23 protein-coding genes are annotated in these 25,832 nt (G+C 53.3%); 15 read left to right on the top strand and 8 right to left on the bottom strand.

Translation table 11 applies throughout. The annotated features are described in order from the left end of the window. Positions 1-192 precede the first annotated feature (192 nt). A complete protein-coding gene (locus tag H6F91_RS14765; protein WP_190770173.1) occupies positions 193-918 on the top strand; it encodes a hypothetical protein in 726 nt (241 codons plus the stop codon). Between the two features lie 145 nt (positions 919-1,063). Continuing rightward, a complete protein-coding gene (gene obgE / locus H6F91_RS14760; protein WP_190770174.1) occupies positions 1,064-2,131 on the top strand; it encodes a GTPase ObgE in 1,068 nt (355 codons plus the stop codon). Between the two features lie 442 nt (positions 2,132-2,573). On the opposite strand, the gene H6F91_RS14755 is transcribed toward obgE, so the two are convergent. Next, entirely contained in the window at positions 2,574-3,221 is a 648-nt protein-coding gene (locus tag H6F91_RS14755) for a hypothetical protein (RefSeq protein ID WP_190770175.1), read from the bottom strand. Between the two features lie 362 nt (positions 3,222-3,583). Here H6F91_RS14755 and H6F91_RS14750 point away from each other — a divergent pair, with 362 nt between their 5' ends. The 6 genes from H6F91_RS14750 (at position 3,584) to H6F91_RS14725 (ending at position 10,153) form a co-directional block, all read left to right on the top strand. Continuing rightward, positions 3,584-3,946 (top strand): hypothetical protein, encoded by a 363-nt coding sequence (locus tag H6F91_RS14750; RefSeq protein WP_190770176.1) that lies wholly within the window; start codon positions 3,584-3,586, stop codon positions 3,944-3,946. 783 nt (positions 3,947-4,729) lie between these two features. After that, on the top strand, positions 4,730-5,518 hold the full coding sequence (locus H6F91_RS14745) for an HpsJ family protein (RefSeq protein ID WP_190770177.1): 789 nt from the start codon (positions 4,730-4,732) through the stop codon (positions 5,516-5,518). Positions 5,519-6,192: 674 nt separating this feature from the next. Beyond that, entirely contained in the window at positions 6,193-6,936 is a 744-nt protein-coding gene (locus H6F91_RS14740; protein WP_190770178.1) for a DUF502 domain-containing protein, read from the top strand. A gap of 159 nt (positions 6,937-7,095) precedes the next feature. Beyond that, positions 7,096-7,725, top strand: coding sequence for a transcription antitermination factor NusB (gene nusB, locus H6F91_RS14735; RefSeq protein ID WP_190770179.1), 630 nt, complete (start codon positions 7,096-7,098; stop codon positions 7,723-7,725). A gap of 99 nt (positions 7,726-7,824) precedes the next feature. Then, on the top strand, positions 7,825-9,354 hold the full coding sequence (ftsY, locus tag H6F91_RS14730; RefSeq protein WP_190770180.1) for a signal recognition particle-docking protein FtsY: 1,530 nt from the start codon (positions 7,825-7,827) through the stop codon (positions 9,352-9,354). Further along, complete coding sequence (locus tag H6F91_RS14725; protein ID WP_347280040.1) at positions 9,347-10,153, top strand: 16S rRNA (uracil(1498)-N(3))-methyltransferase; 807 nt, start codon at positions 9,347-9,349, stop codon at positions 10,151-10,153. The genes ftsY and H6F91_RS14725 overlap by 8 nt, the downstream gene beginning before the upstream one ends. Here the strand turns inward: H6F91_RS14725 and H6F91_RS14720 are convergent. Both H6F91_RS14720 and H6F91_RS14715 read right to left on the bottom strand, forming a co-directional pair. Next, complete coding sequence (locus tag H6F91_RS14720) at positions 10,143-11,465, bottom strand: Rieske 2Fe-2S domain-containing protein (RefSeq protein WP_190770181.1); 1,323 nt, start codon at positions 11,463-11,465, stop codon at positions 10,143-10,145. The genes H6F91_RS14725 and H6F91_RS14720 overlap by 11 nt on opposite strands. An 85-nt stretch (positions 11,466-11,550) precedes the next feature. Continuing rightward, positions 11,551-11,928 (bottom strand): hypothetical protein, encoded by a 378-nt coding sequence (locus H6F91_RS14715; protein ID WP_190770182.1) that lies wholly within the window; start codon positions 11,926-11,928, stop codon positions 11,551-11,553. 409 nt (positions 11,929-12,337) lie between these two features. On the opposite strand from H6F91_RS14715, the gene uvrB reads away from it, so the two are divergent. Continuing rightward, a complete protein-coding gene (uvrB, locus tag H6F91_RS14710; protein ID WP_190770183.1) occupies positions 12,338-14,392 on the top strand; it encodes an excinuclease ABC subunit UvrB in 2,055 nt (684 codons plus the stop codon). Positions 14,393-14,504: 112 nt separating this feature from the next. Here the strand turns inward: uvrB and H6F91_RS14705 are convergent, their stop codons facing one another. Next, positions 14,505-15,101, bottom strand: coding sequence for a DUF3177 family protein (locus H6F91_RS14705; RefSeq protein ID WP_190770184.1), 597 nt, complete (start codon positions 15,099-15,101; stop codon positions 14,505-14,507). Positions 15,102-15,419: 318 nt separating this feature from the next. Next, positions 15,420-16,787 carry a gluconeogenesis factor YvcK family protein gene (locus tag H6F91_RS14700; RefSeq protein ID WP_199307835.1) on the bottom strand — a complete coding sequence of 456 codons (1,368 nt, stop codon included), beginning with the start codon at positions 16,785-16,787 and terminating at the stop codon, positions 15,420-15,422. 265 nt (positions 16,788-17,052) lie between these two features. Between H6F91_RS14700 and H6F91_RS14695 the strand changes: the two genes are divergently transcribed. Together H6F91_RS14695 and H6F91_RS14690 are read left to right on the top strand one after the other, a co-directional pair. Next, the gene (locus H6F91_RS14695) at positions 17,053-17,892 is read left to right on the top strand and encodes an ABC transporter ATP-binding protein (protein ID WP_190770185.1); all 840 of its coding nucleotides are present in this window, start codon (positions 17,053-17,055) and stop codon (positions 17,890-17,892) included. Positions 17,893-18,086: 194 nt separating this feature from the next. Continuing rightward, positions 18,087-19,409: an MlaD family protein gene (locus H6F91_RS14690; RefSeq protein WP_190770186.1), complete on the top strand. Its 1,323-nt coding sequence runs from the start codon at positions 18,087-18,089 to the stop codon at positions 19,407-19,409. 71 nt (positions 19,410-19,480) lie between these two features. On the opposite strand, the gene purQ is transcribed toward H6F91_RS14690, so the two are convergent. Continuing rightward, positions 19,481-20,182 carry a phosphoribosylformylglycinamidine synthase subunit PurQ gene (gene purQ, locus H6F91_RS14685; protein ID WP_190770187.1) on the bottom strand — a complete coding sequence of 234 codons (702 nt, stop codon included), beginning with the start codon at positions 20,180-20,182 and terminating at the stop codon, positions 19,481-19,483. A gap of 3 nt (positions 20,183-20,185) precedes the next feature. Continuing rightward, positions 20,186-20,443 (bottom strand): phosphoribosylformylglycinamidine synthase subunit PurS, encoded by a 258-nt coding sequence (gene purS / locus H6F91_RS14680; RefSeq protein WP_190770188.1) that lies wholly within the window; start codon positions 20,441-20,443, stop codon positions 20,186-20,188. 561 nt (positions 20,444-21,004) lie between these two features. On the opposite strand from purS, the gene H6F91_RS14675 reads away from it, so the two are divergent. Then, positions 21,005-21,397, top strand: coding sequence for a transcriptional repressor (locus tag H6F91_RS14675; RefSeq protein ID WP_190770189.1), 393 nt, complete (start codon positions 21,005-21,007; stop codon positions 21,395-21,397). A 298-nt stretch (positions 21,398-21,695) separates the two neighbouring features. Next, on the top strand, positions 21,696-22,367 hold the full coding sequence (locus tag H6F91_RS14670; protein WP_190770190.1) for a hypothetical protein: 672 nt from the start codon (positions 21,696-21,698) through the stop codon (positions 22,365-22,367). Between the two features lie 389 nt (positions 22,368-22,756). Here the strand turns inward: H6F91_RS14670 and H6F91_RS14665 are convergent, their stop codons facing one another. Further along, positions 22,757-23,239 carry a MarR family transcriptional regulator gene (locus H6F91_RS14665; RefSeq protein ID WP_242035801.1) on the bottom strand — a complete coding sequence of 161 codons (483 nt, stop codon included), beginning with the start codon at positions 23,237-23,239 and terminating at the stop codon, positions 22,757-22,759. A 270-nt stretch (positions 23,240-23,509) separates the two neighbouring features. On the opposite strand from H6F91_RS14665, the gene H6F91_RS14660 reads away from it, so the two are divergent. Together H6F91_RS14660 and H6F91_RS14655 are read left to right on the top strand one after the other, a co-directional pair. Beyond that, complete coding sequence (locus H6F91_RS14660; RefSeq protein ID WP_190770191.1) at positions 23,510-23,896, top strand: VOC family protein; 387 nt, start codon at positions 23,510-23,512, stop codon at positions 23,894-23,896. A 206-nt stretch (positions 23,897-24,102) separates the two neighbouring features. Further along, positions 24,103-25,788, top strand: coding sequence for an NAD-binding protein (locus H6F91_RS14655; RefSeq protein ID WP_190770192.1), 1,686 nt, complete (start codon positions 24,103-24,105; stop codon positions 25,786-25,788). Positions 25,789-25,832 lie beyond the last annotated feature (44 nt).

Here is a 25,832-nt window from a genome sequence, read left to right as displayed (position 1 = left end):
CTGGCTTCCCCCGCCTGGGTGACAGCCTATCACTTTGATAACGGGCCATGGGGCTATTTCCCAAATTCTGGCCCTTATGGCTGTATTTCGACGTTAATCGACATTTTTAAGATTCGTAGCATCCACCGGGCCCAACCGGGGACTCGTGATAAGGTGCTCCGATAACATTGTCATTCCAGGAATGAGCCTCCCATGCCTGATTTTCGCAATCAATCAATCCTTGGAACGCTAATTGCTGTGGGGATCGCGATCGCCCATCCCCTCACCGTCATTCAATCTGCCCAGGCTCAAGCCCCGGCACCTGCACCCAACCCATCTGCATCACCTTCTCCCGCAGCGGCTCCTCCCGCAGCGGCTCCTCCCGCAGCGGCTCCGGCCCAAGCCCCGGCACCCACGCCAACTCCCGCCCCAGCAGCGACTCCTGCTCCCCGAGCCGACCTTCCCCTTGTAGAACGTACAACCTACGTGGGCACCTGCCGCAGCAGTGGGAGCACGGCACTACCCGTTTATTCCAGCTCCACGCTGGGTCAGACCGTCGCGACGCTTCAACCCTACACCCGAATTGTGCTGACGGGAGTTCTGGGAAATGGCACCGCCCAAATTTCAAACCCTTCCTTGGGATGGGTGCGATCGGCAACTCTATTAACCGACTGCGACGCTGGTGAGGAAACAGGTGGACGAGGTGCTTGTTATCAAGTGGCTCCTGCTGTATTAGCAGTACGGACTGCCCCCTACGGTAATCTCATTGCTTCGCTGGCCCAAAATCAACGGGTCTATGCCACGGCTCCCCCAAACCGTCAAACCACGTCTGATGGCCGTATCTGGTTGCAAGTCTTTTATAACCAAACCTCCAATCTAGGTTGGATGGCTCAGACCGGAACCGGGGGATTGGGAGCTAATTTGGTGAGCTGCCCCTAACAGTGCTTGAAAAGCTGGTTTTCGTGGATTTTACCCACGAAAATCAGCTCTATCATTCTGTCTTCTGCCTTCCGCCTTTCCCCACACCTTCTGCCCAATAATCGCCTACCATCAGATCAGGAAGTTTGTTGGATGGCGATCGCCCATGCAGTTTATTGATCAGGCAGAAATTCAAGTTCAGGCTGGGGATGGCGGCGATGGAATGGTGGCCTTCCGGCGTGAAAAATATGTACCTGCTGGAGGGCCAGCGGGAGGAAACGGTGGGCATGGTGGCTCGGTGTATCTGGTCGCCGTTGAGAATTTGCAGACCCTATTAGATTTCCGTTACGCCCGCCTCTTCAAGGCTGATAATGGCAAACGGGGCGGCCCCAAAAATATGACGGGGCATTCGGGGGGCGATCGCATCATTGAAGTACCGGTAGGCACCGTCGTTTACGATGCTGAAACAGACGAAGTGATCGGTGATCTGGTAGCTAACGGCCAGGTTCTGGAAGTGGCTAAGGGCGGAAAAGGTGGACTGGGTAACCGTCACTTCCTCAGCAACCATAACCGCGCTCCAGAGAAAGCGTTACCGGGTCTACCGGGCGAAATGCGCATGCTTCGTCTGGAACTGAAACTATTAGCGGAAGTGGGCATCATTGGTCTGCCCAATGCTGGAAAATCGACGCTAATTTCATCCCTTTCGGCGGCCCGTCCTAAAATTGCTGACTACCCCTTCACCACCCTGGTGCCTAACCTGGGAGTGGTTCGTAAACCCACCGGAGATGGCACGGTTTTTGCCGATATTCCTGGTCTCATCGAAGGAGCCCATGAAGGTCTTGGCTTGGGCCACGATTTCCTACGGCATATCGAGCGGACGCGCGTGCTGTTGCACCTGATCGATGCCACCCAGGAAGACCCCATCGCCGCCTATGAAACAATTCAGAATGAACTGGAGGCTTACGGTCGAGGGTTAAGCGATCGCCCCCAAATTCTTGCCCTGAATAAAATCGACGCCCTGGCATCCGAGCCCGAGCAGGTAGAGGCGATCGCGGCTGAACTCCGCCAGCGCACCGATGTTCCCATCTTCACCATCTCTGCTGTTGCTCGTATCAACCTGGATACCCTCATGCAGGAAATCTGGGACACCCTGGACCGGATCGCACCTCCGCCAGTGCCTGCTGAGGAACCCGACGCCCTCACACCTGCCGCCGACCTGGAGCTTTCCTTGTAAAAAAGCTGTGGATCTGGATTGATGAAGTACATCAGATAGTGTGTAGTGACACTACCCGATGTACTTCATAAATTTGAATACCGATACAACAGTGGTCACAGAGCTTGCATAACCTTACGCCATTTGGTTAAGACAGTTTTTTGAAAAGCCTCCGGGTTCTGAACGCCCAGCGCTATCGCAATTCGCAAGTGCGTTAAGTACACCACCGTTCTTAATCAACGTGCACAGCGCTATATACCAAAGCAAGCCCGTTGCTGGGAGCTATGAAGATGGGATGTGGAACTGCGGTTCCACATCCCATCTTCATAGCTCCCAGCAATACCCAAGAAAGAAGGGCAGCGTATTACGCCACCCCCTTCGATTGGTCTGAATGTCCTAATATTGGCTAGAACTGCCAGGTGAACAGCGATCAACTATCAGTGCAACGATCCGGCAGATTGAGCTATTGCCCCATAAAAGGCTGAGAGGGCTGATCAGAAGACGGAGAAGGTTGCACAGAAGGTTGTCCCAACGGATCTCCAATGGAGGGCTGCCTAGAAGGTTGCTCGGTTAGAGGGCGGAAGCTGGGTAAAACGTTGCGGGGGCGATCGCCTGCCGCAATACAGCTCTCCATAGCCACATCTGTGGAGAAATCAATCTCTTCCCGAAGCCCCACAACACAGTTCGCAAAGCGTCTGGGCAACAAGCTCCGACGGCAATTATCGAGCACATTAACTGCGGCACTCGTGCCATCAATACCGCGAATGTCATTGAAGCACCGAGCCATTTCATCAGGACGGCGCACACGGCGGCACGCATCCAGCACCGCCGTTGCGGTTAAGGATTCGTTGTCGATACCTGCCACACAATCGGCAAGGTTCTCAGGGTTGAGGGCAACACCACAGGCCTGGGCCGCTTCTTCGGGTGTAATGCCTTCGCCAATCAGCCCTGCCGCGCACTCACGGTAGTCCCGTCGGGGAGGATCCAGGTCATAGCCAAAATCATAAAAAATTGCACGCGCTGGAGGTACCACTAGAACCGTCAAAGTGGCAGCAGCGAGGGCATAGGACGCATATTTGCTGAGGGGCGATCGCCCACCCACTGGTTTCATAGACAATCTCCAAAGGGGACTGAACAAAAACTACGGCAAAAATGAGGGCACCGCATCACCCAACCTGCCATTTACTTCAGCATCTTATCGCAACACCCTGAATAGTTTTTTGAACTATTTCTCACGTTCACCGTTATAGCTGTACTCACATCTTGGACCTTCTCTAAAACCAAAACCCAGAACTGCTGTTTTTTCGTCGCTTTGCAACGAAAAAACAGCAGTTCTGGGTTAGAGTTTGTGTGAACAAAACCGATGGCTACGCTACTATGGCTGGAGGACAGTCATATTAAGAGGGCGACACCTGACCATTGACCAGGGCTTTTCCCTCAAACCTATGTCATCGTTGACTGAGAGCCGATGAGATGAACATTCGCGCAGAACTCAATCGCCAGCGCGTCAAGCATATTGTCAGTAGCTATCAACTAGATGGCGACGAATCCGTTTCTTTTGGATCTGCTTTAGACGAGTTGCTTAGCCGCTATCCTCACGGTCTCATTGAATTGGCTCTAGTGGAAACCCTACTGGATGTTTGGATTACGGTGCCCCTGGTGCGAGGAATGTCATTCCTCAAGCAGGTACAGCAAAAGCTCCGGGTTTGGGAAGAGCAGCCCATTTGCAGTACTTTAACTCCCGCCCAGTTCAGCCAGATTACAGGTTTAGACCCTTCGCCTATTTTCGGTTCTGGTGAACTCCCTCCTTCCTGCCCAATTCAAGCACCCTCTTAACCATAATTTGAGATAAACCCAAGGGCCCATTTTGGCATGCGTAGAACGCATGCCAAAATGTTTTTTTTCAAGAGGTGCAATCAGTTTGGGTTAGAAGCTATTTTGGCAGCAGTACAGAGTACCACTCTCAAAAACAACTATTGGTGTGAAACGCCTCCTAAGCTGGTGGTCTGTCAATGTTCAAGCGTGGGGTAACCCCCAATTGAACATGAAATTTGAGGAGTTTTTGAGGGGTCTGCGCCCCCTCAAAAACTCCTTGACAGAGTACTAGGCACTCTAACTTGTACCGAACTAACATAACTGGACTTACACACAATAGGAATGCACTGAATATAAGGAGATTGCGTAAGTCCTAACCTCAGTTCGGGATAAGCTGCAGTGCTTATTTTGGCGTGCGCTTTGCGCACGCCAAAATAAGCGTTTTCGAGTGCCGCGCGTTGCGCGGCACTCGAAAACGCCCTTAACCCGAACTCAGCTGTCCTAATCAAATCTGAGTCGGTCTATTTCATAGAAGATTAATTCTAGAAGCTCTAATATGCAGGGCTTCTAGAACTAACCTTGATTTACCTTTGGCAGCAGGGCACTAGCAAGAGTGCACCCCACGTTTGCAAATCTGAAAACTAAAAAAGTGGGATGCACCCATCACCAAATCCGGTTATTTAACCGGATGTCCTATAACGCTGAGTGAATGCGTTATGCAAACTTCCATGCCGAAGACAGCTTCCATGGTGTTTAATGGCCTTTGGGTTTTCTTATAGCCCCTTATCGCTAACGGATACTTTCATGACATTGACCAACTCTCCTGGCAATCGCCCCATCGCCGCTTTAGCCGCCCTGGCCATGCGAGTAGCAGGGATCATCATCATTCTTTCGGTTCTGCTAGATTTCCTCATCTCACCCTGGCCCTACCAGTTGGGCGAGCGAGCGTGGCAACTAGCATTCGCGACCCAACTCGTGGATCGGGGATTGGTGCCGCTCGTAGGTTTGGCCTTAGTATTTGCCGGCTATTGGCTGGAGACGTCATTAAAAGACACAAAATCGGGCCGTTCACTCTGGCAAACTGTGCGGTTTTGGGCCGCTGCTTTGGCCTGTGTGCTGGGGGCCATATATCTCGTCATGTTTCCCCTGCACCTGAATAATGTGCGGTTGAACAACATTGATTTACAACAGCGCCTGACCCAAGAAGCACAACAAGCCGACACGCAACTTCAGCAACGTATTTCCCTGGCGGTACAGCAGCAGCGGGCGCAAATTGGCCAGCTGGTCAGTGCCAGTGATGAGCAATTACAGCAGGCCGTTCAGCAAAAATTGATTAGTGAGCAGGATGCCTCTCTGATTCGAGGTTTCAAAGAGAAGCCTGAAACTCTAGACCCTTACCTTCAGGAACAAGCTCAGAAGCAGCTTACCCAGGAGCAAGCGCGGATTAAAGAGCAACAAACAAAGGCAGCAGATACAGCCCGTTCAGAATCCTTAAAGTCTGGCTTACGGGTTGGTCTCAACAGTTTGCTCCTTGCCATTGGTTACATCATCATTGGGTGGGTAGGTTTACGCCTGCTGCGACAGGAATTTTAGTGTCTACTCAGCAGAGTTTTGGTTCCAGAAAGGAGGGGCGCAAAACGCCCCTCTTTGCTTTTTCCAGGAGGAGCACACAAGGCAATGCTGTGCAGCCTAGAGCCCATTTTCAAAAACAGGTCCATATTTCAATTACGTGATTGCCAGGGGTGAGAGGGGTGCTTAGCGTCCCCACCCCTGGCAATCACACGCCCAAAACAGCAGCAATTCTCATTTTGAAAGCCAGCCCAAAAACTGCCCACCTTTAGTGAGCAGTTTTTGGGCTTCAAAGCCAAGAGTGCGTGCCCGACGGGCACGCACTCTTAGCTTTGAAGCCCATACTGAGAATTGCTGCCAGAACAGCTTCAAAGGAGGAGAGGACCCCAAATGTTAGTTATGATACAGGTAATGTCTTTCGTGGTCTTGAAGGAAGACGGTTGAGAGCGTATGGGGCTCTACCCTTAAATCCCTTGCAACATTTCTTTACACGCTTTAAAACTATATACAGCTTCTCTTTTTAAGGAATCACACTTTCCTCCTTTGAGAGAATAGCTCCCCCTTTCGTGAAATCAGATCCCGTCTTTGTGAGATCACAGCCTCATCAATATCCTTTGCGATCCCCTTCACGGTTTTCGCTCGTCCCTATACTCTATCCATAAGGCAAACACCCATCATCTAGAGGGAGATCTGTTAGCTTGTCCGTACTGCAACGCCTAAAGCAAGATTTGAAGAACGACCTGATTGCTGGGCTTCTGGTCGTGATTCCTCTCGCCACTACCATTTGGCTAACCATCACTATTGCCACCTGGGTTTTTAACTTTTTGACCCGGATCCCCAAACAAATTAACCCATTCAACGAAATGCCTCCATTTATGGGGGATTTTTTGAACTTGGTGGTTGGGCTGACGGTTCCCCTCGGCTTTATTCTGCTGATTGGCTTAATGGCTCGCAACATCGTAGGGCAGTGGTTCCTGGATGTCGGTGAAAAGGTACTGCAAGCCATCCCCCTGGCGGGAGCCGTATATAAAACTCTGAAGCAACTACTAGAAACCCTACTGCGGGATTCCAGTGGTCGGTTCCGTCGAGTGGTATTGGTTGAGTACCCTCGCAAAGGCTTATGGGCTTTGGGCTTTGTCACTGGGAGCACCGCACCTGGGATTCTGCCTCACTCCTCCGGCTCGATGCTGAATCTCTTTATCCCAACAACACCCAACCCAACGACAGGTTGGTACGCCATTGTGCCCGAGGACGAAGTGTTGAATCTCTCAATGTCGGTGGAAGATGCCTTCAAAGTCATTGTGTCGGGTGGCATTGTAGGGCCCAACCTCTCGGCGGCATTACCCCCCGGTTTACCAGAAGGCCGTCGGCTAGAATCAGTATTGGAGCCATCGGTGGTTGATTTACGGCAAAATTATGCCCGTCTGCCTGAGGAAGGCTAGGGATTCTGGTTCAATAAAGATTGCTGTCTTCTCAACCAGTGAAGCCAGGATACCCATTCGTCGGTATTTTGTAGAAAGCTTAGGAGCATAGAGCTTCTAAGCTTTAAGTGTCTACTGGTTACCGAACTATCACCCTATTGTTGTTTCTAAATTTAGACTATGCAAGCTCGTCGTATTGCCCGTGAATTGGCTCTTTTGAGCTTGAGCCAGTTGCCCACCAATCCCGATAAGTTACAGGCTCAGGAGTTGCCCCATATTCTTCTAGCCGCTATCCGTACCCTGACAAGTGAAGTGCAGGATGCCCTCGAAACTGCTGGAGGCGAATTGGAACGGGCAAGCGATCGCCTCCTCAGCAGTGAAATTAACGCCGCTGACTTACAAAGTGCGCGTGAAATGGTTAAAGAGGCCGTCGAACAAGCCAAAAATTCTGTCAATCGTCTGGGTATCGCCGTTGATCTGCCCGAGTTCATTCAACTGGCTAACCAGCAGGAAGTCCGAGACTATGCGCTCGATCTCCTCACGACAGTTCGGCAAGAGCGGGAGACGATCGACACCATCCTCGCCAACGATATGGTGAACTGGCAGATGCACCGCCTGCCTCGCATTGACCAGGACATTCTCCGTATCTCTGTAGCAGAGCAGAAATTCATGGGCGTTCCCGACCGTGTGGCGATTAATGAAGCTATTGAACTGGCGAAACGCTATAGCGGCGAAGAAGGCCATCGTTTTATTAACGGGGTCCTACGGCGAGTCAGCGACAGCAGCAGCAGTCGGCCATCCGTCACTTAAGCTTGCTACTACCCTGCTACCATGAAGGTTGATTTTGCATCATGTCCAATAAGTGCAAAATCAACCCTAACGCTATGTCCGTGGCTGTATTGAGGTGCTATGTCGTCGTTTAATTGGTTTAATCGGCAATTTACCGACTCCACTCCCGCCCCTGAGGAGGCAGCCTCTCAGCCATCCGAGGCTCCCCAGACCGATGCCCCAGCGGAAGTATCGCCGGAAGACTATTTGAAGTGGGCCAAAGCGGCTTACAAGAATATCCAGAAACGGCAACAGGAGGAAGTAGCCCCCGAAGCTACGACGTCCACAGAAGCAGAAGCTCCGGCTGCTGAGCCAGTCGCGGCAGAGGTGGCTACTGATGTCGCTTCTGAAACCGAGCCAGTAGAGGCACCCAGTACTGCTGAAGTTACTCCGGTGGTCGAGCCTGTAGCTGCGGTTGAAGCAACTCCCGTAGAGGCAATAGCTCCAGAACCGGCTCCTGTTCCTGTAGAACCTGTCCTTCCCCTGTGGGCTAGAGCTGAGGCCGAGCGTCAGGAACGCCTGGAGCGTCTGAAAGCTGAAGCCATTGAGGAACCCATTGCTGAACCCGTCGCGGCTCAAGCCACTACCGACGTTGCCGAAGCCGAACTCGACGAGAACTTCTTGTGGTCGGCACGGGTGCTAGCAGCCCAGGGACGCCGCGCCGATGAAGTAGACCTGGAAGAAATTACCTGGCTGAAGCGCCTGCGTCAGGGGTTGGACAAGACCCGTCGTAACTTGCTCAACCAGCTACGGGCTATTGTGGGTCAGGGGCCGCTGAATCAAGATGCGGTGATGGAGATCGAGGCGCTGCTATTGCAGGCCGATGTGGGCGTTGAAGCCACCGACTACATCATTGAAGCATTGCAGGCGCGTTTGCGTGAGGATGCGCTGCCTCCGGAGGATGCGATCGCCTACCTCAAACAAATCCTGCGGGATATGCTCGACAATCCCGGTGGCAAACCGGCCAACCCCACCTTCGCTCCCGAGAAAGAAACTCTCAACATCTGGCTGATGACCGGGGTAAATGGTGCGGGCAAAACCACTACCATTGGCAAAATTGCCCACATTGCGCAGAAGTCCGGCTACAAAACCCTGATTGGGGCAGCCGACACCTTCCGAGCTGCGGCTGTAGAACAGGTGAAGATTTGGGGCCAGCGCAGCAACGTGGAAGTCATTGCTAACCCCGGCAAGAACACCGACCCGGCAGCGGTGGTGTTTGATGCCATCAGTGCCGCCCAATCTCGCGATGTCGAGCTGTTGCTAATTGACACCGCAGGCCGGCTGCAAAACAAGAAAAACCTGATGGATGAACTATCCAAGGTACGCCGCATCATCGACAAGAAAGCCCCCGGTGCCCATGTGGAATCCCTGTTGGTACTGGATGCGACCCTTGGCCAGAACGGTTTGCGGCAGGCAGAAGTCTTTTCAGAAGCAGCCAATCTAAGCGGCGTCATTCTGACCAAGCTAGATGGCACAGCCAAGGGTGGCGTAGCCCTGGCAGTTGTGAAGCAACTGGGCTTACCTATTCGCTTCATCGGAGCCGGGGAAGGCATTGAGGACTTGCGCCCCTTCTCCAGCTATGAGTTTGTGGAAGCGCTGTTGAGTGGCTAAAGGTAACAACGCAGGGGCTAATCCTCAGGATTGGAGCCGCTTGCAACGGGTGGCGATCGCTCCCTCTCAAATCCACTCGACTGAACTTCACCTGAACGACAAGCAGATCCACTACCTGCAACGGGTTCTGCGATTACAGGTAGGCGATCGCTTTGTTGCCATGGATGGCCTTGGCCACTGGTGGGTAGCTCAACTGGAGACAGTGAGCGATCGCGCAACCCTTCTAGAATCCTTACCCGTTGCGAATGAGTTACCGATTCCCATAACCCTGCTCGTGGCGATGCCCAAAGGCAGCGGGATGGATGATATTGTTCGGCAATGCACTGAGTTGGGTGTGCATACCATTGTGCCGGTGGTGAGCGATCGCACTCTTCTCCAACCTAGCCCCCAGAAGCTAGACCGCTGGCGACGCATTGCCTGCGAAGCCGCCGAACAATCCGAGCGGCAAATCATCCCGGCTATTGACAAACCTCTTGCTTGGGCCGAAGCCCTGTCCCTGGGCAATCCTGAGCAAGACGCTCGCTATCTCTGTGCGGCCCGGGGAAATTCTCCCTTGTTATTGAACGCATTGACTCAACAACTTGCCGACAGTCCCAAGCCCACTTCGATTGTGCTGGCCACTGGGCCAGAGGGTGGGTTTACAGCAGGTGAAGAGGAGTTGGCGATCGCTCACCAATTCCAGCTCATTTCTTTAGGACGGCGTATTTTGAGGGCGGTGACGGCACCGGGGTGTGCGATCGCTGTTGCGGCAAGTGTTCTGGAATCGACTATGGGTTCAAAACAAGGCTTCAGCGTTTAGCGTGGACATAGTCTACATAGTGGAATTTGGGTTCCAGCCAGTACTTTAGAGCTGCATAAACGCCCAATCCAAAGAGAGCCGTTAAAACTAAAGGCACACTAATTCTCAGGCGCAATTCATCAGGCATCACAGCCGCTACTGACAAGACAATAAAGAAATAAGCCAGTAATCCTGCCTGTAAACGATGCACGTTTTTCAAGGCCTGACGACAACTTCCGCAAATCATCGTGTGTTGATGGTAGCGATCAAGGAGATGTTGGCGATCGCGAGTTTCTAACGAAATCGCCACATCTGCTCCTTCCCAGGGCAATTGCCCCTGACCATATTGATCGAGCCACCGACGAAATTCAATCACCATTCGATCGGCACTGGTGGGCAGCTTGTAAGCCGTTTTCCAGCTTTCCGTGTGAGATCGTTGTTGCAAATCTCGTTCTTGATAGTGCAGCAAAACCATATCCCCATCCAGCACCAAGTTGCGCACAGAGACATGGTTCCACCAGCGGGGCACCCAATCGTGTAGGCGCTTGGCGAAGTTACGGGGAAACTGGGCTACAATTCTGGACTTGCCCGGAGAAACGGGGATGCAGTAAGTAACTAATCCAACCTGGCGATCGCCACCCAGGTTAATGGCATATTCCAGATGGCAGGGCGGTGTGAAGGTGATGTGAGTTTCAAAACGACCCTCGGTTTTTGCTTCTATGCAATCCTGGGCGGATTTGACAATCTTGATAGGGACTGGACTGGCCTTATCCCGGTTGCCCTGTACGCCATGATGGGCGAATGGGACATGGGAGGGATCAGAAACGTTTTCAACTAACGTTTGCCAGTCATATTCCAGGTCACGCACCATGGATGACCAGACAAAGCCGCGATCGGCATCCACCTGGGGCGAAAGGGGCAAAGGGTGGGAGGGGGCGATCGCCGCCGATTCGGCATCGGGCCAAACCCATAGCAAACCATTAGCCTCCTGCGTAGGCAGAGTCGTTGCACAATAATGTTCGCGGTTCTTCGCAATCAAATCAGGGTCGTCTGCCTGAGGAATATGGGTGCAAACGCCTTCAGCATCGAAGAGCCAGCCATGATAGCTACACATGAGCTGCCCCGTCTTCTCATCCACGCGTCCTTCACTCAGGGGCGCTAAACGATGCGGGCACTGGTCGAGAAAAACACAGTAGTTTTTTGAGAAGTGGGGTTTCCATACAACCAGCCTGCGCCCCAGCAAAACGACCGATGTTGGACAGTCAGGGTCGAAGTCTTCAATCGGTGAAATGGGGTACCAGTGTTGAAAAAAATTGAATGTTGAATCTGTCATTTAAACCTCTTGCGTACTTATCTACCGCAAGCGCAAGAACTGAATGGATCGATTATTGACGATCTCTGTAAAACTCTGAGTAGACTTACCCTTGAATCAGCTGATCGAACAGGCGGGCGAATAGTTCGTAGCTCAGTACGAGGAGTGGAAAAGCCAGACCAGCCAAACCAAACCAGGCTACGAGCCGCCATCCCAAAACGAGTAGGTTACGTATTGTTTTATTGGGGCGTTGGCGATCGCGCGCTATCCACATCGGCGACAGTGCCAGTAGAAATGCCCCCATCACCCCAAAAATAATGCTCAGAAGAAACCATCCCTGATACCGAGTGCCGGGCTGAATGATACCCGCTCCCGGGAAAAGGGCAAATGTGAAAAACTCCAGTCCGAGCCAGACACCCAGGCCCATGAGGAAATCACGCCGAAAGGTTTCGCTAAGTGCAAACAGGCTAGGAGACTTAGTCATAGGATTCTTCCTGATGCAAAGAGTGGCGTGTTGGGGATTGGAGCCCTGCTCCAGGGTAACCGTGATTAGAATACCACTTGTCTAAAATAATTCCTTCAGGACTTACGTCAGCCCAGCAATTCTCAGTATGGGCATCAAAGCCAAGAGTTCACGCCCGTAGGGCGTGAACTCTTGGCTTTGATGCCCATACTGAGAATTGCTGACGTCAGCCCGCTAGAGGCTGTTTTTTTGATCCTTCCCGGACAAAAAGCACCCCTTTGAGTAACCGTTCAATTCAAGAATTCTGTCGGACATACAGCGGCCTAAAACCGCTCTAAAGACTGGAAAACCGCCATTCCCCAATTCTCGTAAGATCCGTCATTATAGATAGACAGTCTGCGTTTCCCCTATCTCTAACGCTTCACAATTTATGGACTTCAATATTCAGGCACCTTTTGCCCCGACTGGAGACCAACCGAAGGCGATCGCGCAACTTGTTCAAAGCCTGAAAAGCGGCAACTGCTACCAAACCCTACTGGGGGCAACGGGCACAGGTAAGACACACACCATGGCCAGGGTGATTGAGCAGATCGGGAAGCCGACCCTGGTGCTGGCCCACAACAAAACCTTGGCCGCACAATTGTGTAACGAGCTACGCGAGTTCTTCCCCGATAATGCCGTTGAGTATTTCATCAGTTATTACGACTATTACCAGCCGGAAGCTTATATTCCGGTAACCGATACCTATATTGCAAAGACCGCATCGATTAATGAAGAGATCGATATGTTGCGGCACTCGGCTACGCGATCGCTCTTTGAACGAAAAGATGTGATTGTGGTGGCCTCCATCAGTTGCATCTACGGTTTGGGGATTCCGTCAGAATACCTGAAGGCGTCGATTCCCCTACGGGTGGGCGAAGAGATGAACCAGCGGCAGGTGCTGAGGGATCTGGCTTCCATTCAATACGAGCGCAACGACTTGGAGTCAGGGCGTGGGCGCTTCCGGGTCAAGGGGGATGTCCTGGAAATTGGTCCGGCTTACGAGGACCGCATTATTCGAGTGGAGTTCTTTGGCGATGAGATCGACGCCATCCGCTACATCGACCCTATCACAGGGGCAACGCTGCAAAGTATGGATGCGGTGAACATCTATCCGGCCAAGCACTTTGTCACCCCCGAGGAGCGATTGGAATCCGCGCTCATCGCCATCGAAGCGGAGTTGAAAGAACGCCTCGCAGAACTCGAAAGCGAGAATAAACTGCTGGAAGCCCAGCGCCTGGAGCAGCGCACCCGCTACGACCTGGAAATGATCCGGGAGATCGGCTACTGCAATGGCGTTGAAAACTATGCACGCCATCTGGCTGGACGGGTTGCTGGGACGCCGCCCGAGTGTTTGATCGATTACTTTCCGAAGGATTGGTTGTTGGTAATTGACGAGTCCCACGTCACTATCCCGCAATTGCGGGGGATGTATAACGGCGATCGCGCCCGCAAAATGACGCTGATTGACCACGGTTTCCGCCTGCCCAGTGCGGCTGACAACCGTCCCCTGAAATCCGAGGAATTCTGGGAGAAGGTCAGCCAGTGTGTCTTCGTCTCCGCAACGCCTGGAGAATGGGAACTGGAAACCTGTGGCGGGGAGTTTGAAGAAACCGAAGCAGGCCATCGGGTCTACAAAACCGGTACGGGCAATGTGGTGGAACAAGTCATCCGGCCTACTGGAGTACTCGACCCCGAGATTTTTGTGCGGCCTACAGAGGGGCAGATCGATGATCTGCTGGGTGAAATTCAGGAGCGCGTGCAGCGCCAGGAACGGACTCTGGTCACTACCCTGACCAAACGCATGGCCGAAGACCTGACAGAGTATTTGCAGGAACGGGCCATTCGAGTTCGCTACTTGCACTCTGAAATTAACTCCATTGAGCGAATCGAGATTCTGCAAGACCTGCGAAATGGTGAGTTTGATGCGCTGATTGGGGTCAACCTGCTACGGGAAGGATTAGACTTGCCGGAGGTTTCCCTGGTGGCCATCCTGGATGCCGACAAGGAAGGGTACTTACGGGCGGAGCGATCGCTCATCCAGACCATCGGGCGGGCTGCACGACATATCAATGGCCAGGCTGTTCTCTATGCCGACACTCTGACTAAGAGCATGGAGCGGGCCATCTTCGAAACGGAGCGCCGCCGCGCGATCCAGCAAGCTTACAACGAGGAACACGGCATCACGCCCCAACCCATCATCAAAAAGCCCAAGAGCAACGCCATTCTGCAATTCCTGGAGGTTTCCCGCCGGGTCAACGCCCATCAGTTGGAGGAAATCCTCGAACAATCTGATGAGCTATCCCTGGAGGACATTCCCAATCTCATCAGCCGTCTGGAAGGTGAGATGAAGCAGGCGGCGAAAAATCTGGAGTTTGAGGAAGCGGCTAAATTGCGCGATCGCATTAAGCAATTGCGCGATCGCCTGGTTGGTCGCCACTCCTAAACAAATCAAAAAGGACGGGTGCTTTGCACCCGTCCTTTTTGATTTAGGACTTACGCATTTGTATTGCGCGAGGCAGAACACAAATGCGTGAGTCCTAGGATGATTGGCTTGATTATTGGTCAGCCATAGCCGATCGCCCCTGGCGGCCCAACCGCACGACCACAAAATAGGCCAGATATAGCGTGTAAATGATCAACCCCAGGATAGCAAAGAACGCCAGGAAACCAGGCGTATAGCCATTGTGAAACGTATCTTTGAAAACCAGTGGAGCCTCCCGCCATACCTGGCAGAATGGTGACTGGTAAGCCGTGGTGGAAAACCCACACTGTAAAAACGGAATGAGCGCCAGAGTTCCCAAACCACAATAAATCGTCGTGGCCCAACGCCAGGAGGTAAACGTCAGGTTGAGAGGCGAAGGCGGCTGATCTGCAATTTCCTCGTTGATGTCATTCCAAAACCAGAGGCTGATAGGAATCAGAAGCCGTGCCAGGAAGCTCGTCAGAAACGCAATGGGAATGTTGCCAATCAATAAGTACAATGTAATCGCCAGCAAGCTGGAAACTCGCCAGTAAATGATTAGCAAACGCTGCATCGCATCCATGTGCTTGACTGTTGCCCATATCAATAGCACCAGCGGCAGAATTACGGTAAACAGCACCGCCAAGCGAAAATCCATCCAGACGAGCGATCGCAACAGTTCTTGAGACATAACCCTTCCAACGGCACGGTGAAATAGCAAAGCCAACCAACCATGGTAACAACACTCTGGTCAAATAGGCAGCGCTCAGGATTTTTTCAGCAATTCTCATTTTGAAATCAGGCCCGAAAACCGCGCCCCTTTGGCGCGCGGTTTTCGGGCATCAAAGCCAAGAGTTCACGCCCGTAGGGCGTGAACTCTTGGCTTTAAGGATTTATCAGGACTTACGCATTTGTGTTGTGGGTAAGGTGCTTCGTACCCTACCCACAACACAAATGCGTAAGTCCTGCTTATTTCTTGTGTCCCTGGGGCACGAAAAATAAATTGGCCTTAGAGTCCCTGAATACGGCTATACCAACGCAGCAACACCCGCGCCAGCCGTTCACTATCATGTCGCACCGCCCCCTTGGCATCGTCGTCGTGCATCACATTGGCAAGAATTGCCCGCCGGCCCAAACGCATTACCTCTTCCCGATCAAAATACACCGGGTGAGAAGCTTCCTGAGCATATTTAATCAACGAGGTAGCCGAGGGCATGTGTCGTTGCACTAACACCACGTCAAACAGCTTGCACCCCGCTACGGTATCCAGGGCACGAATATGGTCAGAGACCGTATACCCCTGGGTTTCTCCGGGTTGGGTCATGATATTGCAGACATAGACGCAGGGCACTTCAGCGCGGGCAATCGCCGCTACAATTTCCGGCACCAGCAAATTCGGAATGATACTCGTATACAAACTGCCAGGGCCAATGATGATCAGGTCGGCCCTCTCAATCGCAGCAATCACCCGAGGCAATGCAGGGGGAGCCGCGGGAGTACAACCAATGCGGGCAATCTGGCCCATAGCCTCGGTGATGTTCGATTCCCCCTCAATGCGGCGACCATCGGTCAGTTCCGCCCAAAGGCGCATGTCGCTCAGGGTGGAAGGCAGCACCTGACCACGGACAGCCAAAACTTTCGAGATGGCAGCGATCGCCTGCTCTAAATCCCCGGTCAACTCTGTCATGACGGTCAAGAACAGGTTGCCAAAGCTGTGGCCACTCAGCCCGTTGCCGGCCTTAAAGCGATATTGAAATAACTCCGTCAGCAGCTTTTCTTCATCGGCCAGGGCCGCCAGGCAATTGCGAATATCGCCTGGGGGCAGCACTCCAATTTCTCGACGTAAACGACCGGAGGAGCCGCCATCATCAGCCACAGTGACAATGGCTGTAATGTTTGCACTAAAAGGCTTTAATCCCCGCAGCAAGGTGGAGAGCCCGGTGCCTCCCCCAAGGGTCACAATCCGTGGCCCCCGGTTCAACCGTCGATGGTTCATCAGGCGATCGATCAGTTCCTCGTCCCCTTCGGGCATCAGCACATCTGTCAGAGTGCTGAGGCTCCGGGTATAGCCCCATAGCACGAGCAATAGGCCAATAATCGCCACCAGCGGCCCACTGACATAGTTAGGAATTAGCTGGGTGACCAGGCTCAGGGTATCGCTGATGAACTGGCCCAAACGAAAAATAGGAGCCTGTCTCGCCCATATGGCCATTCCCAAACCAAACATCAGTGCACCTGCCGCACTAATGAACAGCCAGCGCTTTAAGGACAGCCCTGGCGATAACCACTTAAACCAGTTAAAGCGGCGGTTAGGGGAACTTCGCATGGGTTTCGGTCGGCGTGTCCGAAAAGCCTGTTTGAGAAATCCGTTCGACATGGTGAAGCCGCAGGGCGAAAGGGTAAAGAGCAAGGGGACAATAGGAACTGGATAACCCGAATCCTGAAAGACACATTAGAGTGGTAGCTAGCCCTGATGCAGGGTTTCTCAAATCTATGCACCTGTTGCAAAGGATACCAGGCCACTTAGGAGGACAGCGGGAGAACCTGTCCTAAAACTGTCTCCAAAGTTAACACTTGACCGTTACTTTGAAGCCAGAATGGCTGTTTATAGACAACGCTTAAAGGGCTGATGAAGAGGACACATGGGGCTCAATCCAGACACAACCGCTCATACAGAACCCAGGGGAAAGGCAACGACCGACACTGAGCCCCTGATCCGGCTCAAAGGAATTCGCAAATCTTTTGGCGAGAGCGTAGTGTTAGATGGCGTCGATCTCACCATTGGCCGGGGAGAAGCGCTGGCCATCATTGGCCCTTCTGGTACTGGAAAATCGACCATTTTGCGCATTATTGCAGGGTTGCTCGCCCCAGACGACGGGGAGATCTACGTTCAGGGCCAAAAACGTGAGGGTCTGGTTGAAGATGCAAAAGACCCTGTTGGCATCGGTATGGTGTTTCAACAGGCCGCTCTCTTTGATTCACTAAATGTGTATGAAAATGTAGGGTTTTCTCTGTTTCAACACTCCCGTCTATCCGCTGAAGAGATTCGGAAGATGGTAGACCAAAAGCTGGAGATGGTGGGGTTGCCAGGGATTGGCGATCGCTTCCCCGCCCAGCTCTCCGGTGGGATGCGGAAGCGGGTCAGTTTTGCCCGCGCCATTATGGAAGATCCCAATGACCCGGCCAGTCACCCGGAAGTTTTGCTCTATGACGAACCCACGGCAGGTCTCGATCCCATTGCCTCCACTGTGATCGAAGACCTGATTCGTAATCTACAATGCAACGCCGGGGGTTGCAGCACCTATGTCATGGTGACCCATCAGGACAGCACGATTCGTCGCACGGCCGATCGCATCATCTTCTTATACAGAGGAAGGGTGCATTGGGAGGGAACTGTTGACGACATTGATACGACAGATCACCCCATGGTGCGGCAGTTTTTCAGTGGTCTAGTGGAAGGGCCGATTCAAGTAGCCCATTAATGGGCAGTTATAGAAAAACATTTGGTTTTGATTTGCCCCCCTAAAATAAGCTGAGTGTAGGGCCATCATCCTGCACCATAAATTCGTCAGTCGCGCATCTATCCTGAGATATTTGCGGAATCGGGTGAGGCGATCGGTAGAACAAGCTGGTTTAATGGGGGCGGACGGTGCCTGCAATGCTAAGAGGATAAGGGATGCGATCGCGCACACTTCGGGAAGGGTCAGTTGGATTATTGGTACTGGTAGGACTGGCAGTCTTTGGGTTGCTGGTCGTCTGGCTACGGGGCTTACGTTTGGGCGCTCGTAGCTATGTCTTTAGCGTCGAATTTCGGGACGCTGGCGGCATGCAGGTTGGATCTGCCGTGCGTTATCGCGGTGTCGTCGTCGGCCGAGTTCGTGCCGTAGGGGCCGACTCCCAGGCGGCCGTTGTGGAGGTAGAAATTCGTCCAGCCACTCTACAAATTCCTGACGACTCGATTATTTTGACGAATCAGACGGGATTAATTGGTGAGGCCACCATCGATATCCTGCCTCCACCCACCGCCCCTGTGGAGGTTGCCACCAATCCCCTGGCTCGCGACTGTCCGGGAAGCAGCATTATCTGTAATGGCGATCGCATTGAGGGCCAGGTAGGCGCCACCTTCAATGAATTGATTGCCGCCACCATTAAACTGGCCGATCTGTTTGCGGATGAAGAACTCTTTACCAACCTCAAAGATTTAACCCGCAATAGCTCCAATGCGGCGGCAGAGGTGGCTCAACTAGCGGATCAGGTCACAGTTATTGCCTCCTCCGTTCAGCAGGAAGTCGGCCCTCTGCTACGGACGGTAGGCGATACCACGAACCGCATTGGTTTAGCGGCTGACCAGGCCGGTACTTCGGCTGCAGAGTTGAACCGTCTGCTTGTCTCCAATCGAACGGCCATTGTGGGCAGCCTGGATAACCTCAATCGCACGACCGTCGATATTGGGTACATCGTCAATCGCCTGACCCCCCTGGTGGAAGATGATACCGGAGTCGTACAAAACCTCCAGATACTTTCGGCTAATGCTGCCCAGGCCTCGGCCAATGCCGCTGAAGCCTCTGCCAGCCTGCGTAATCTGACGGGTGCCCTGGCTACGGGTGAGAATATGCTGCTCCTCCAGGAAACCCTGGACTCAGCCCGCGCCACCTTCCAGAATGTGCAGAAAATTACCGCCGACCTCGACGAGCTAACCGGCGACCCTGAAGTGCGGGACAGCCTTCGCGAACTCATTCAAGGCTTAGGCAATCTAGTGTCCTCAGCAGAAGAGCTACAACACCAGGCCGTGATCGCCCAGACCCTTGCCCCTGCTGAGCAAGCTCTTCTCACAGCCCAGGCTACAACCTCTGCTGCGTCTACGGCTCCTGAGGCTTCTGCGCCAACTCCCGTTCCCGCTGCCAGTCCATCATCTCCATCCCCAGCCCTCCCGGCTCCGCAGCTCCAGGAAAAGGAAGCAGCAAAACGGTCAATTGTTCTTGGGCGTTTGTCGCGATAAATCACGCTGCCATTTCAATCAAAAAGAGCAGGAGTGTAACTCCTGCTCTTTTTGATTGAAATCGGCTCAAGCTATGAAACCAAAACCTTTGCGGCGTTCAACAATCCTTCAAACAGGGCCAACCCATCGGTGTTGCCCAGCATCGCATCGGAAGCACGTTCGGGGTGAGGCATAAGGCCCAACACATTGCCCTGACGGTTGCAAATGCCCGCAATGTTGTTAACGGAGCCGTTGGGGTTCACATCCGGGGTTGTGTCACCCGTGGGCGTGCTGTAACGGAAAACAACCTGACCATTATCTTCCAGTTCCGCCAGAGTATCAGTGTCGGCATAGTAGCAGCCTTCCCCATGAGCAATGGGGATCGTAACCACCTGTTTAGGTTGATAGGACTGCGTCCAGGGCAGATCAGTACGCTCAATACGGAGGGAGGGGCGATCGCAAATAAAGTGCAAATCCCGATTACGCACCAGGGCACCCGGCAGCAACCCCGCCTCAGTCAATACCTGGAAACCATTACAAATCCCCAGCACCAGGCCGCCTCGCTGGGCATGCTCTACCGTAGCCTGGAGGGCGGGGGAGAAGCGGGCGATCGCCCCACACCGCAAATAATCGCCGTAACTAAAGCCTCCGGGCAGGATAATCACATCCAGATCTCCTAGGTCGCGCTCTTCGTGCCAGATCATGCGAGTGGGTTGCCCCAACACATCGCGGGTGACCATAGCTACGTCGCGATCGCAATTCGACCCCGGAAATACCACAACGCCAAATTTCATTGCTTACCCTGCACTTAGTTCAAAGCGGTAATTTTCGATCACGGGATTGGCCAACAACTGATCGCAAATTTGATCAAGTTGGGTTTTGGCAGCTGCTTCATCCGCTGCCGTCAGCTTCACCTCAACGTACTTACCAATGCGCACTTGCTCGACATTGTCGTAGCCCATGTGCTGCAACCCGGACTGCACCGCCGTTCCCGCCGGGTCTAACACGGAGGGACGCAGGGTGACATAAATTTTCGCCTGATAGGTCTGACTCACAATTCCAAAAACTCGCTGCAACGGATCCCATTCTACTAGGGTCTGTTTTATAAGTTGTTTTTTATGCGCGAAGCACACGAAGAAACAACCCTTTCAGCGATTGAAACATACCTACTGCTACATACCAGGCTATCGCATGGATATTAGATATGCCGAGTTTTACCCGGCATATCTAATATCCATGCGGTGCATTTAGCAAGCTTGCGTTAGTCCTATCGCCTGCGAAGGGTGGTTCGGACAGGTGTTGATCCTGTTAGCCACCCGGGCCGGAATCAACAATTCTCAGTATGGGGCATCAAAGCTGAGAGTTCGCGCCCGTAGGGCGCGAACTCTCAGCTTTGATGCCCGAAAACCGCGTGCCAAGGGCGCGCGGTTTTCGGGCCTGATTCCAAAATGAGAATTGCTGGGCCAGAATACACCTGCCCTAAGCAGCTAAGGGCTTGCTATATGATGGAGGCAGGCCACCCAATGCTATTTTTGTTCGGTCGAGTAGGGGCGTTCTAGAATCAACCATGCATCAATTGAGACCTGCCCCCACTGACGACCTCGTGAATGGACCCCATGAGCGATCGCCGCACCCGTAGCCAAAAACTTATCCTCGACCTCCTCAAGTCACTGGACAGATCGGTATCTGCCCAGGACATTTATATGGAGCTACGGCAACAGGGCCACAGCATTGGGCTGGCAACAGTTTATCGGGCTCTGGAACTGTTGAAGCGAGACGGCTCCTTGCAGGTACGAACCCTCGCCACCGGAGAATCTCTTTACAGTACGCTGAAGGAAGATCGCCACCACCTCACCTGCGTACAGTGCGGCAGCTCTATTCCTATCAGTGAATGCCCAGTCCATGATTTGGAGGAGAAGCTGCACGACTCCTATCACTTCAAGATTTACTATCACATGCTGGAATTCTTCGGCCTGTGCACCCAGTGTCAGTTAGCCAATGATGTCTGAATTCCGCCACCTAGAGGGTATGGCAGTTCAACCCTGTCCGACGAGATGCGGCACCAGAAATTCTCAGTATGGGCATCAAAGCCAAGAGTTCACGCCCTACGGGCGTGAACTCTTGGCTTTGATGCCCGAAAACCGCGCGCCTTTAGCGCGCGGTTTTCGGGCCTGATTTCAAAATGAGAATTGCTGATGCGGCACAGGCTTCAGGCCAATTGAAAATTAACCCTGTAGAATTGAACGCTTGGAGCCTCTTTGGAGCTGACCTTCTAGAGGAAACCGTTTCAACTCGCCTTCCATTCCTATGACGCTGGATTCCCCACCTCCCGACAACACTCCGTCTACCCCTGAAAGTCGCCCTTCCTGGCGACAGTGGTGGACACCGTGGTTAATGCCCGTGGCGATCGCTGGGGCCTTAGGGGCTGGCTGGGTCATAGCCGAATTTGCCTCTGGCCCAGAACAACCGACTCAACCGACATCTGGGGATGTGTCGTTACCCGTGACGACAGAATTACCCCCAACGCAACCGGCTAATTTGTTGGAAGCTCCTGACAAATCTAGCCAGGTGGTACTGCCCAAGGGTTGGGAGCCTGCTTCGAATCTGAATCCTCAAGCTCAAATTCAGGCAGAAAACTCAGCACAGCAAATCTACTTGATTGTGCGGGCACAGCCTAAAGCGGAGCTGGGTGCCCTGACAAAAGAGCAATTTTCAGAGCGATCGCGCCAACTCCTCACGGAGCAGCTCACCCAGGTGGAGCAGAAGGGGCCAAGCGATCGCATCACAAAAGTGGGTAGCTATCCGGCCCTTCAATACGAAATTCGCGGTTCTCTCAACAGCATTGGTGTGGTCTACTTACATACCATTGTGGAAACGCCCGAGTACTTCACTCAAATTCTCACCTGGACAGCTCCGGCCAACTTTCAGAAGAACGAAGCCGAGATGCAAAATCTAATTCAAGGGGTCGAGCTCAAATAGCAATGCCTTCGCCATTTTTCTCACGCGTTGCGTACGCAAAATCAAGGGCTTGAGAAAAATGGCAGCAATTCTCAGGATCGGCATCAAAGTCAAGAGTTCACGCCCTACGGGCGTGAACTCTTGACTTTGATGCCCGACAACCGCGCGCTAAAGACGCGCGGTTGTCGGGCCTGATTTCAAAATCAGAATTGATGGAAAAATGGCGAGCATGTTGGAATAAGCCGCCTCATATTTTGCACCCAAACTCGAGGGCATACCACATACCTAACATGGGCGGATTTGAGCTACCGCGTACTAGTGCGCTGAGGCGTAAATGTATCACCTATTTTTTGTGTGGGGTGCGAAGCACCCCACACAAAAAATAGGTGACGAACTTAGGCCATGGCCTACTAGCTTCTAAAGGCGTCTCCCAAACGGTTCAACAAGACTCGTAGATCGTCTAACTCGGATACGCCAATGGGGGCCAGGTGCTGCTTCATGTCTGCGATATGGGCGGGAAACGCTGCTTGAAAGAGAACGTCTCCCTGGGAGGTAAGCTTGACGATGGTGCTGCGGCGATCGCTCGATGACACCTCCCGCACAATCAAGCCCTTCCGTTCCAGGCGATCGATCACGCCAGTTAGCGTCCCTTTCGTAATCAGGGTTTTTTCGCCAATCTCCCCCATACTCATCCCCGACGTGTTGCCTAGGGTTGCAATCACATCAAACTGAGCCGGGGTCAGGTCAAACCGCCGCACAAACCCTTCTGAATAGCCGGAAAATGCCTGATAAGTCCGCACTAATTCCCGTATCGTGGCCATAAAGGGTTCTTGGGCAGCGGCCTGAGCAGAGTAAGACGACGGTTCGGCCATGAGACGAGAAGCCAAGTGCATGAGTCATCCGTTCATTCTATCTGCAACGATGAGGTGTATCACCCCCCATGCGAGCTCTATTGCTTTGCTGGCAATTATTTCTGGCGATTTAGAACTAATTCGGACAATGCTTGCCACAGAAGTCAAACTATCTCACCACAACTCCATCCACTCGCCATTCACAAGGTTTCAAGCCCATTCTGGAGAATGGCCGTCCTTCCCAAACCCTGCTTGACGCAGAAGAACAGGGGAACTATTTTCAGGGAAAGGTACTGACCCGTGAGGGAAGCAATGATAGCATCCGATCGCCCATTCCAAATTACAGCCCTCAGCCCTATTCTTTCCGTAGCTGATGTGGAACGGGCGATCGCCTTCTACTGCGATTACCTTGGCTTCACCCAGCGGTTCCTCATGCCCGACACCTCCTACGGTATTGTCGAACTGCAGGGCCATCCTCTGCACCTATCCCGCCCAGAAGACCCCAGCATTCTTGTTCCCGCTCAGAATCAATCCTGTATCTACATCGCGGTCACGGGCATCGAAGCCTTGTGGGCCCAGATTGAAGCTGCCAAGCCACCAACGCGAGTCTTCCCGTTAAGCGACCGCCCCTGGGGCATGAAAGAATTTGGCGTGATTGACCCAGACGGTTGCCTGATTCGCGTTGGCGAGGCAAGTTAATCGGCCTTCAATTGCAGCGACAAAAGTATGTTTTGGTGTAGCCCAGAGAATTGAGCGTTCAAAGAAGTTTTATTACGTCGTGCCCAGGGCTACAGATTGCCGAAGGCACTGCCCAAACAATACTGTTCTGGAGTTCGGGCGCTGCACGCAATCGCCCCGTCACGGACTCCTGACTTTAGTGAACAGGCGTTAGTATTGGACACGGTATGAAACCCCGCATCATTGTCTGTGGTCTTGGCGGTGCCGGGTATAAAGTATTTTCCCTACTGCGGCAACAGGGGGCACGGGTGGTGGGAGTGCATCCGGAGCCGCTGGCCCAGGAGGAGCGCGACGTAATTGTGGGGGATTTACGATCGCCCTCCACCCTCATCGCAGCCGGAGTGCGCGAAGCCCACACCCTCGTAGCCGCCACCAGCGACGACACCCTAAATTTGGGCATTCTGGCTCAGGCGCGGGTGCTCAATCCTAAAATTCGCATCATCAATCGGTTATTCAATGCCAGTTTGGGCGATCGCCTCGACCACATTCTGCCCGACCACGTCAGCATGAGCGTGGCGGCCCTATCTGCGCCGGTGTTTGCGTTCTCGGCTCTGGGAAACCGGGCGATCGGGCAGTTGCAGCTGTTTGGGCAAACCTGGCCCATCCGGGAAGAAGTGATCCACGATGAGCATCCCTGGCTGGGGCGGCCCCTCAGTTCCCTCTGGGAGGATCGGAACCGGATGCTAATTTACTATCTCCCGGCGGATAACTGCCAGGATCTGGTGACTGCGGTGATGGAGGGGCAGACCTTGCAGTGGGGCGATCGCCTCATCCTTGCCAGCAAACCTCAGCTCGATCGTAGCCGCCGTCCATGGCAGGATCAGATGCTGAATGTGCTCAGCTATATCCAGCAATTTCACCCTCATATTCGCCCTACCCTGGTGGTCCTTCTGGCTCTGGCCGTTACCATCTGGATCGCCACGGTTATCTATACCGGAGCCACACTTCATACCAGTTTTGTAGATGCCCTCTACTTCGCCGTCGGCATGATTACGGGAGCCGGAGGCAACGAAGAGGTGGCCGAGCAAGCTCCCCCAAATATCAAAGTCTTTACGGTCATGCTCATGCTGATTGGTACTGCCGTGGTCGGCATCTGCTATGCCCTATTGAACGACCTGGTGCTGGGGGCGCGGCTACAGAACCTCTGGCATGTCATCCCCATTCCCCGACGCGGACATTGCATAGTCTGCGGGCTGGGTAATGTAGGCATGCAGACGGTGCGGCATCTGAAGGACAGTGGTTGTGATGTGGTGGTGATCGAACCAGACCCAAATAATCGCTTCTTGGGAACGGCGCGATCGCTCCGGGTTCCCGTCCTCGTAGGGGATGCCAGCCTCGCCTCTACATTGCAGGAGGCCAACATCCAGCAGGCCCGAGCGCTACTCGCGTTGACCAGCCAGGACATCGTAAACCTGGAAATTGCCCTGACCGCTAAAGGGCTTGCTCCTGAACTGAGCGTTACCGTTCGTAACCGCGACCCTCAGTTTGCATCCCTGGCCCAGCAGGTTTTTGACTTTGAGGCTGTGTTGAGTCCTGCCGATTTATCTGCCCCTTCCTTTGCCGCCGCTGCTCTGGGGGGCAAGGTGCTGGGGAATGGAGTCGCAGGGCATAGTCTGTGGATCTCTTTGGCCACATGCATGACGGCTACCCACCCGTTTTTAGGACGCCAGGTGCAGGATATTGCCACTGAGACGGATTGTGTCCCTCTCTATTTGGAAACAACCCACGGCACTATTCACGGTTGGGAGCTGTTGAAGACGACGCTTACCCTGGACGATGTTCTCTACATCACCCTGCCTGCCAGTCGTCTGGAAATGCTTTGGCAATCGCGCACACTGGATTATCAGCGTTAGCTCACAGGCTCACAGCCCCACCCCTGCGAATAGGGCGATCGCTA

Source organism: Leptolyngbya sp. FACHB-8, from assembly GCF_014695575.1.
Classification (GTDB): Bacteria; Cyanobacteriota; Cyanobacteriia; order Elainellales; family Elainellaceae; genus Vacuolonema.
The sequence above is the reverse complement of the archived record's forward strand: the minus strand, read 5'-3'. Positions and strand labels throughout refer to the sequence as shown.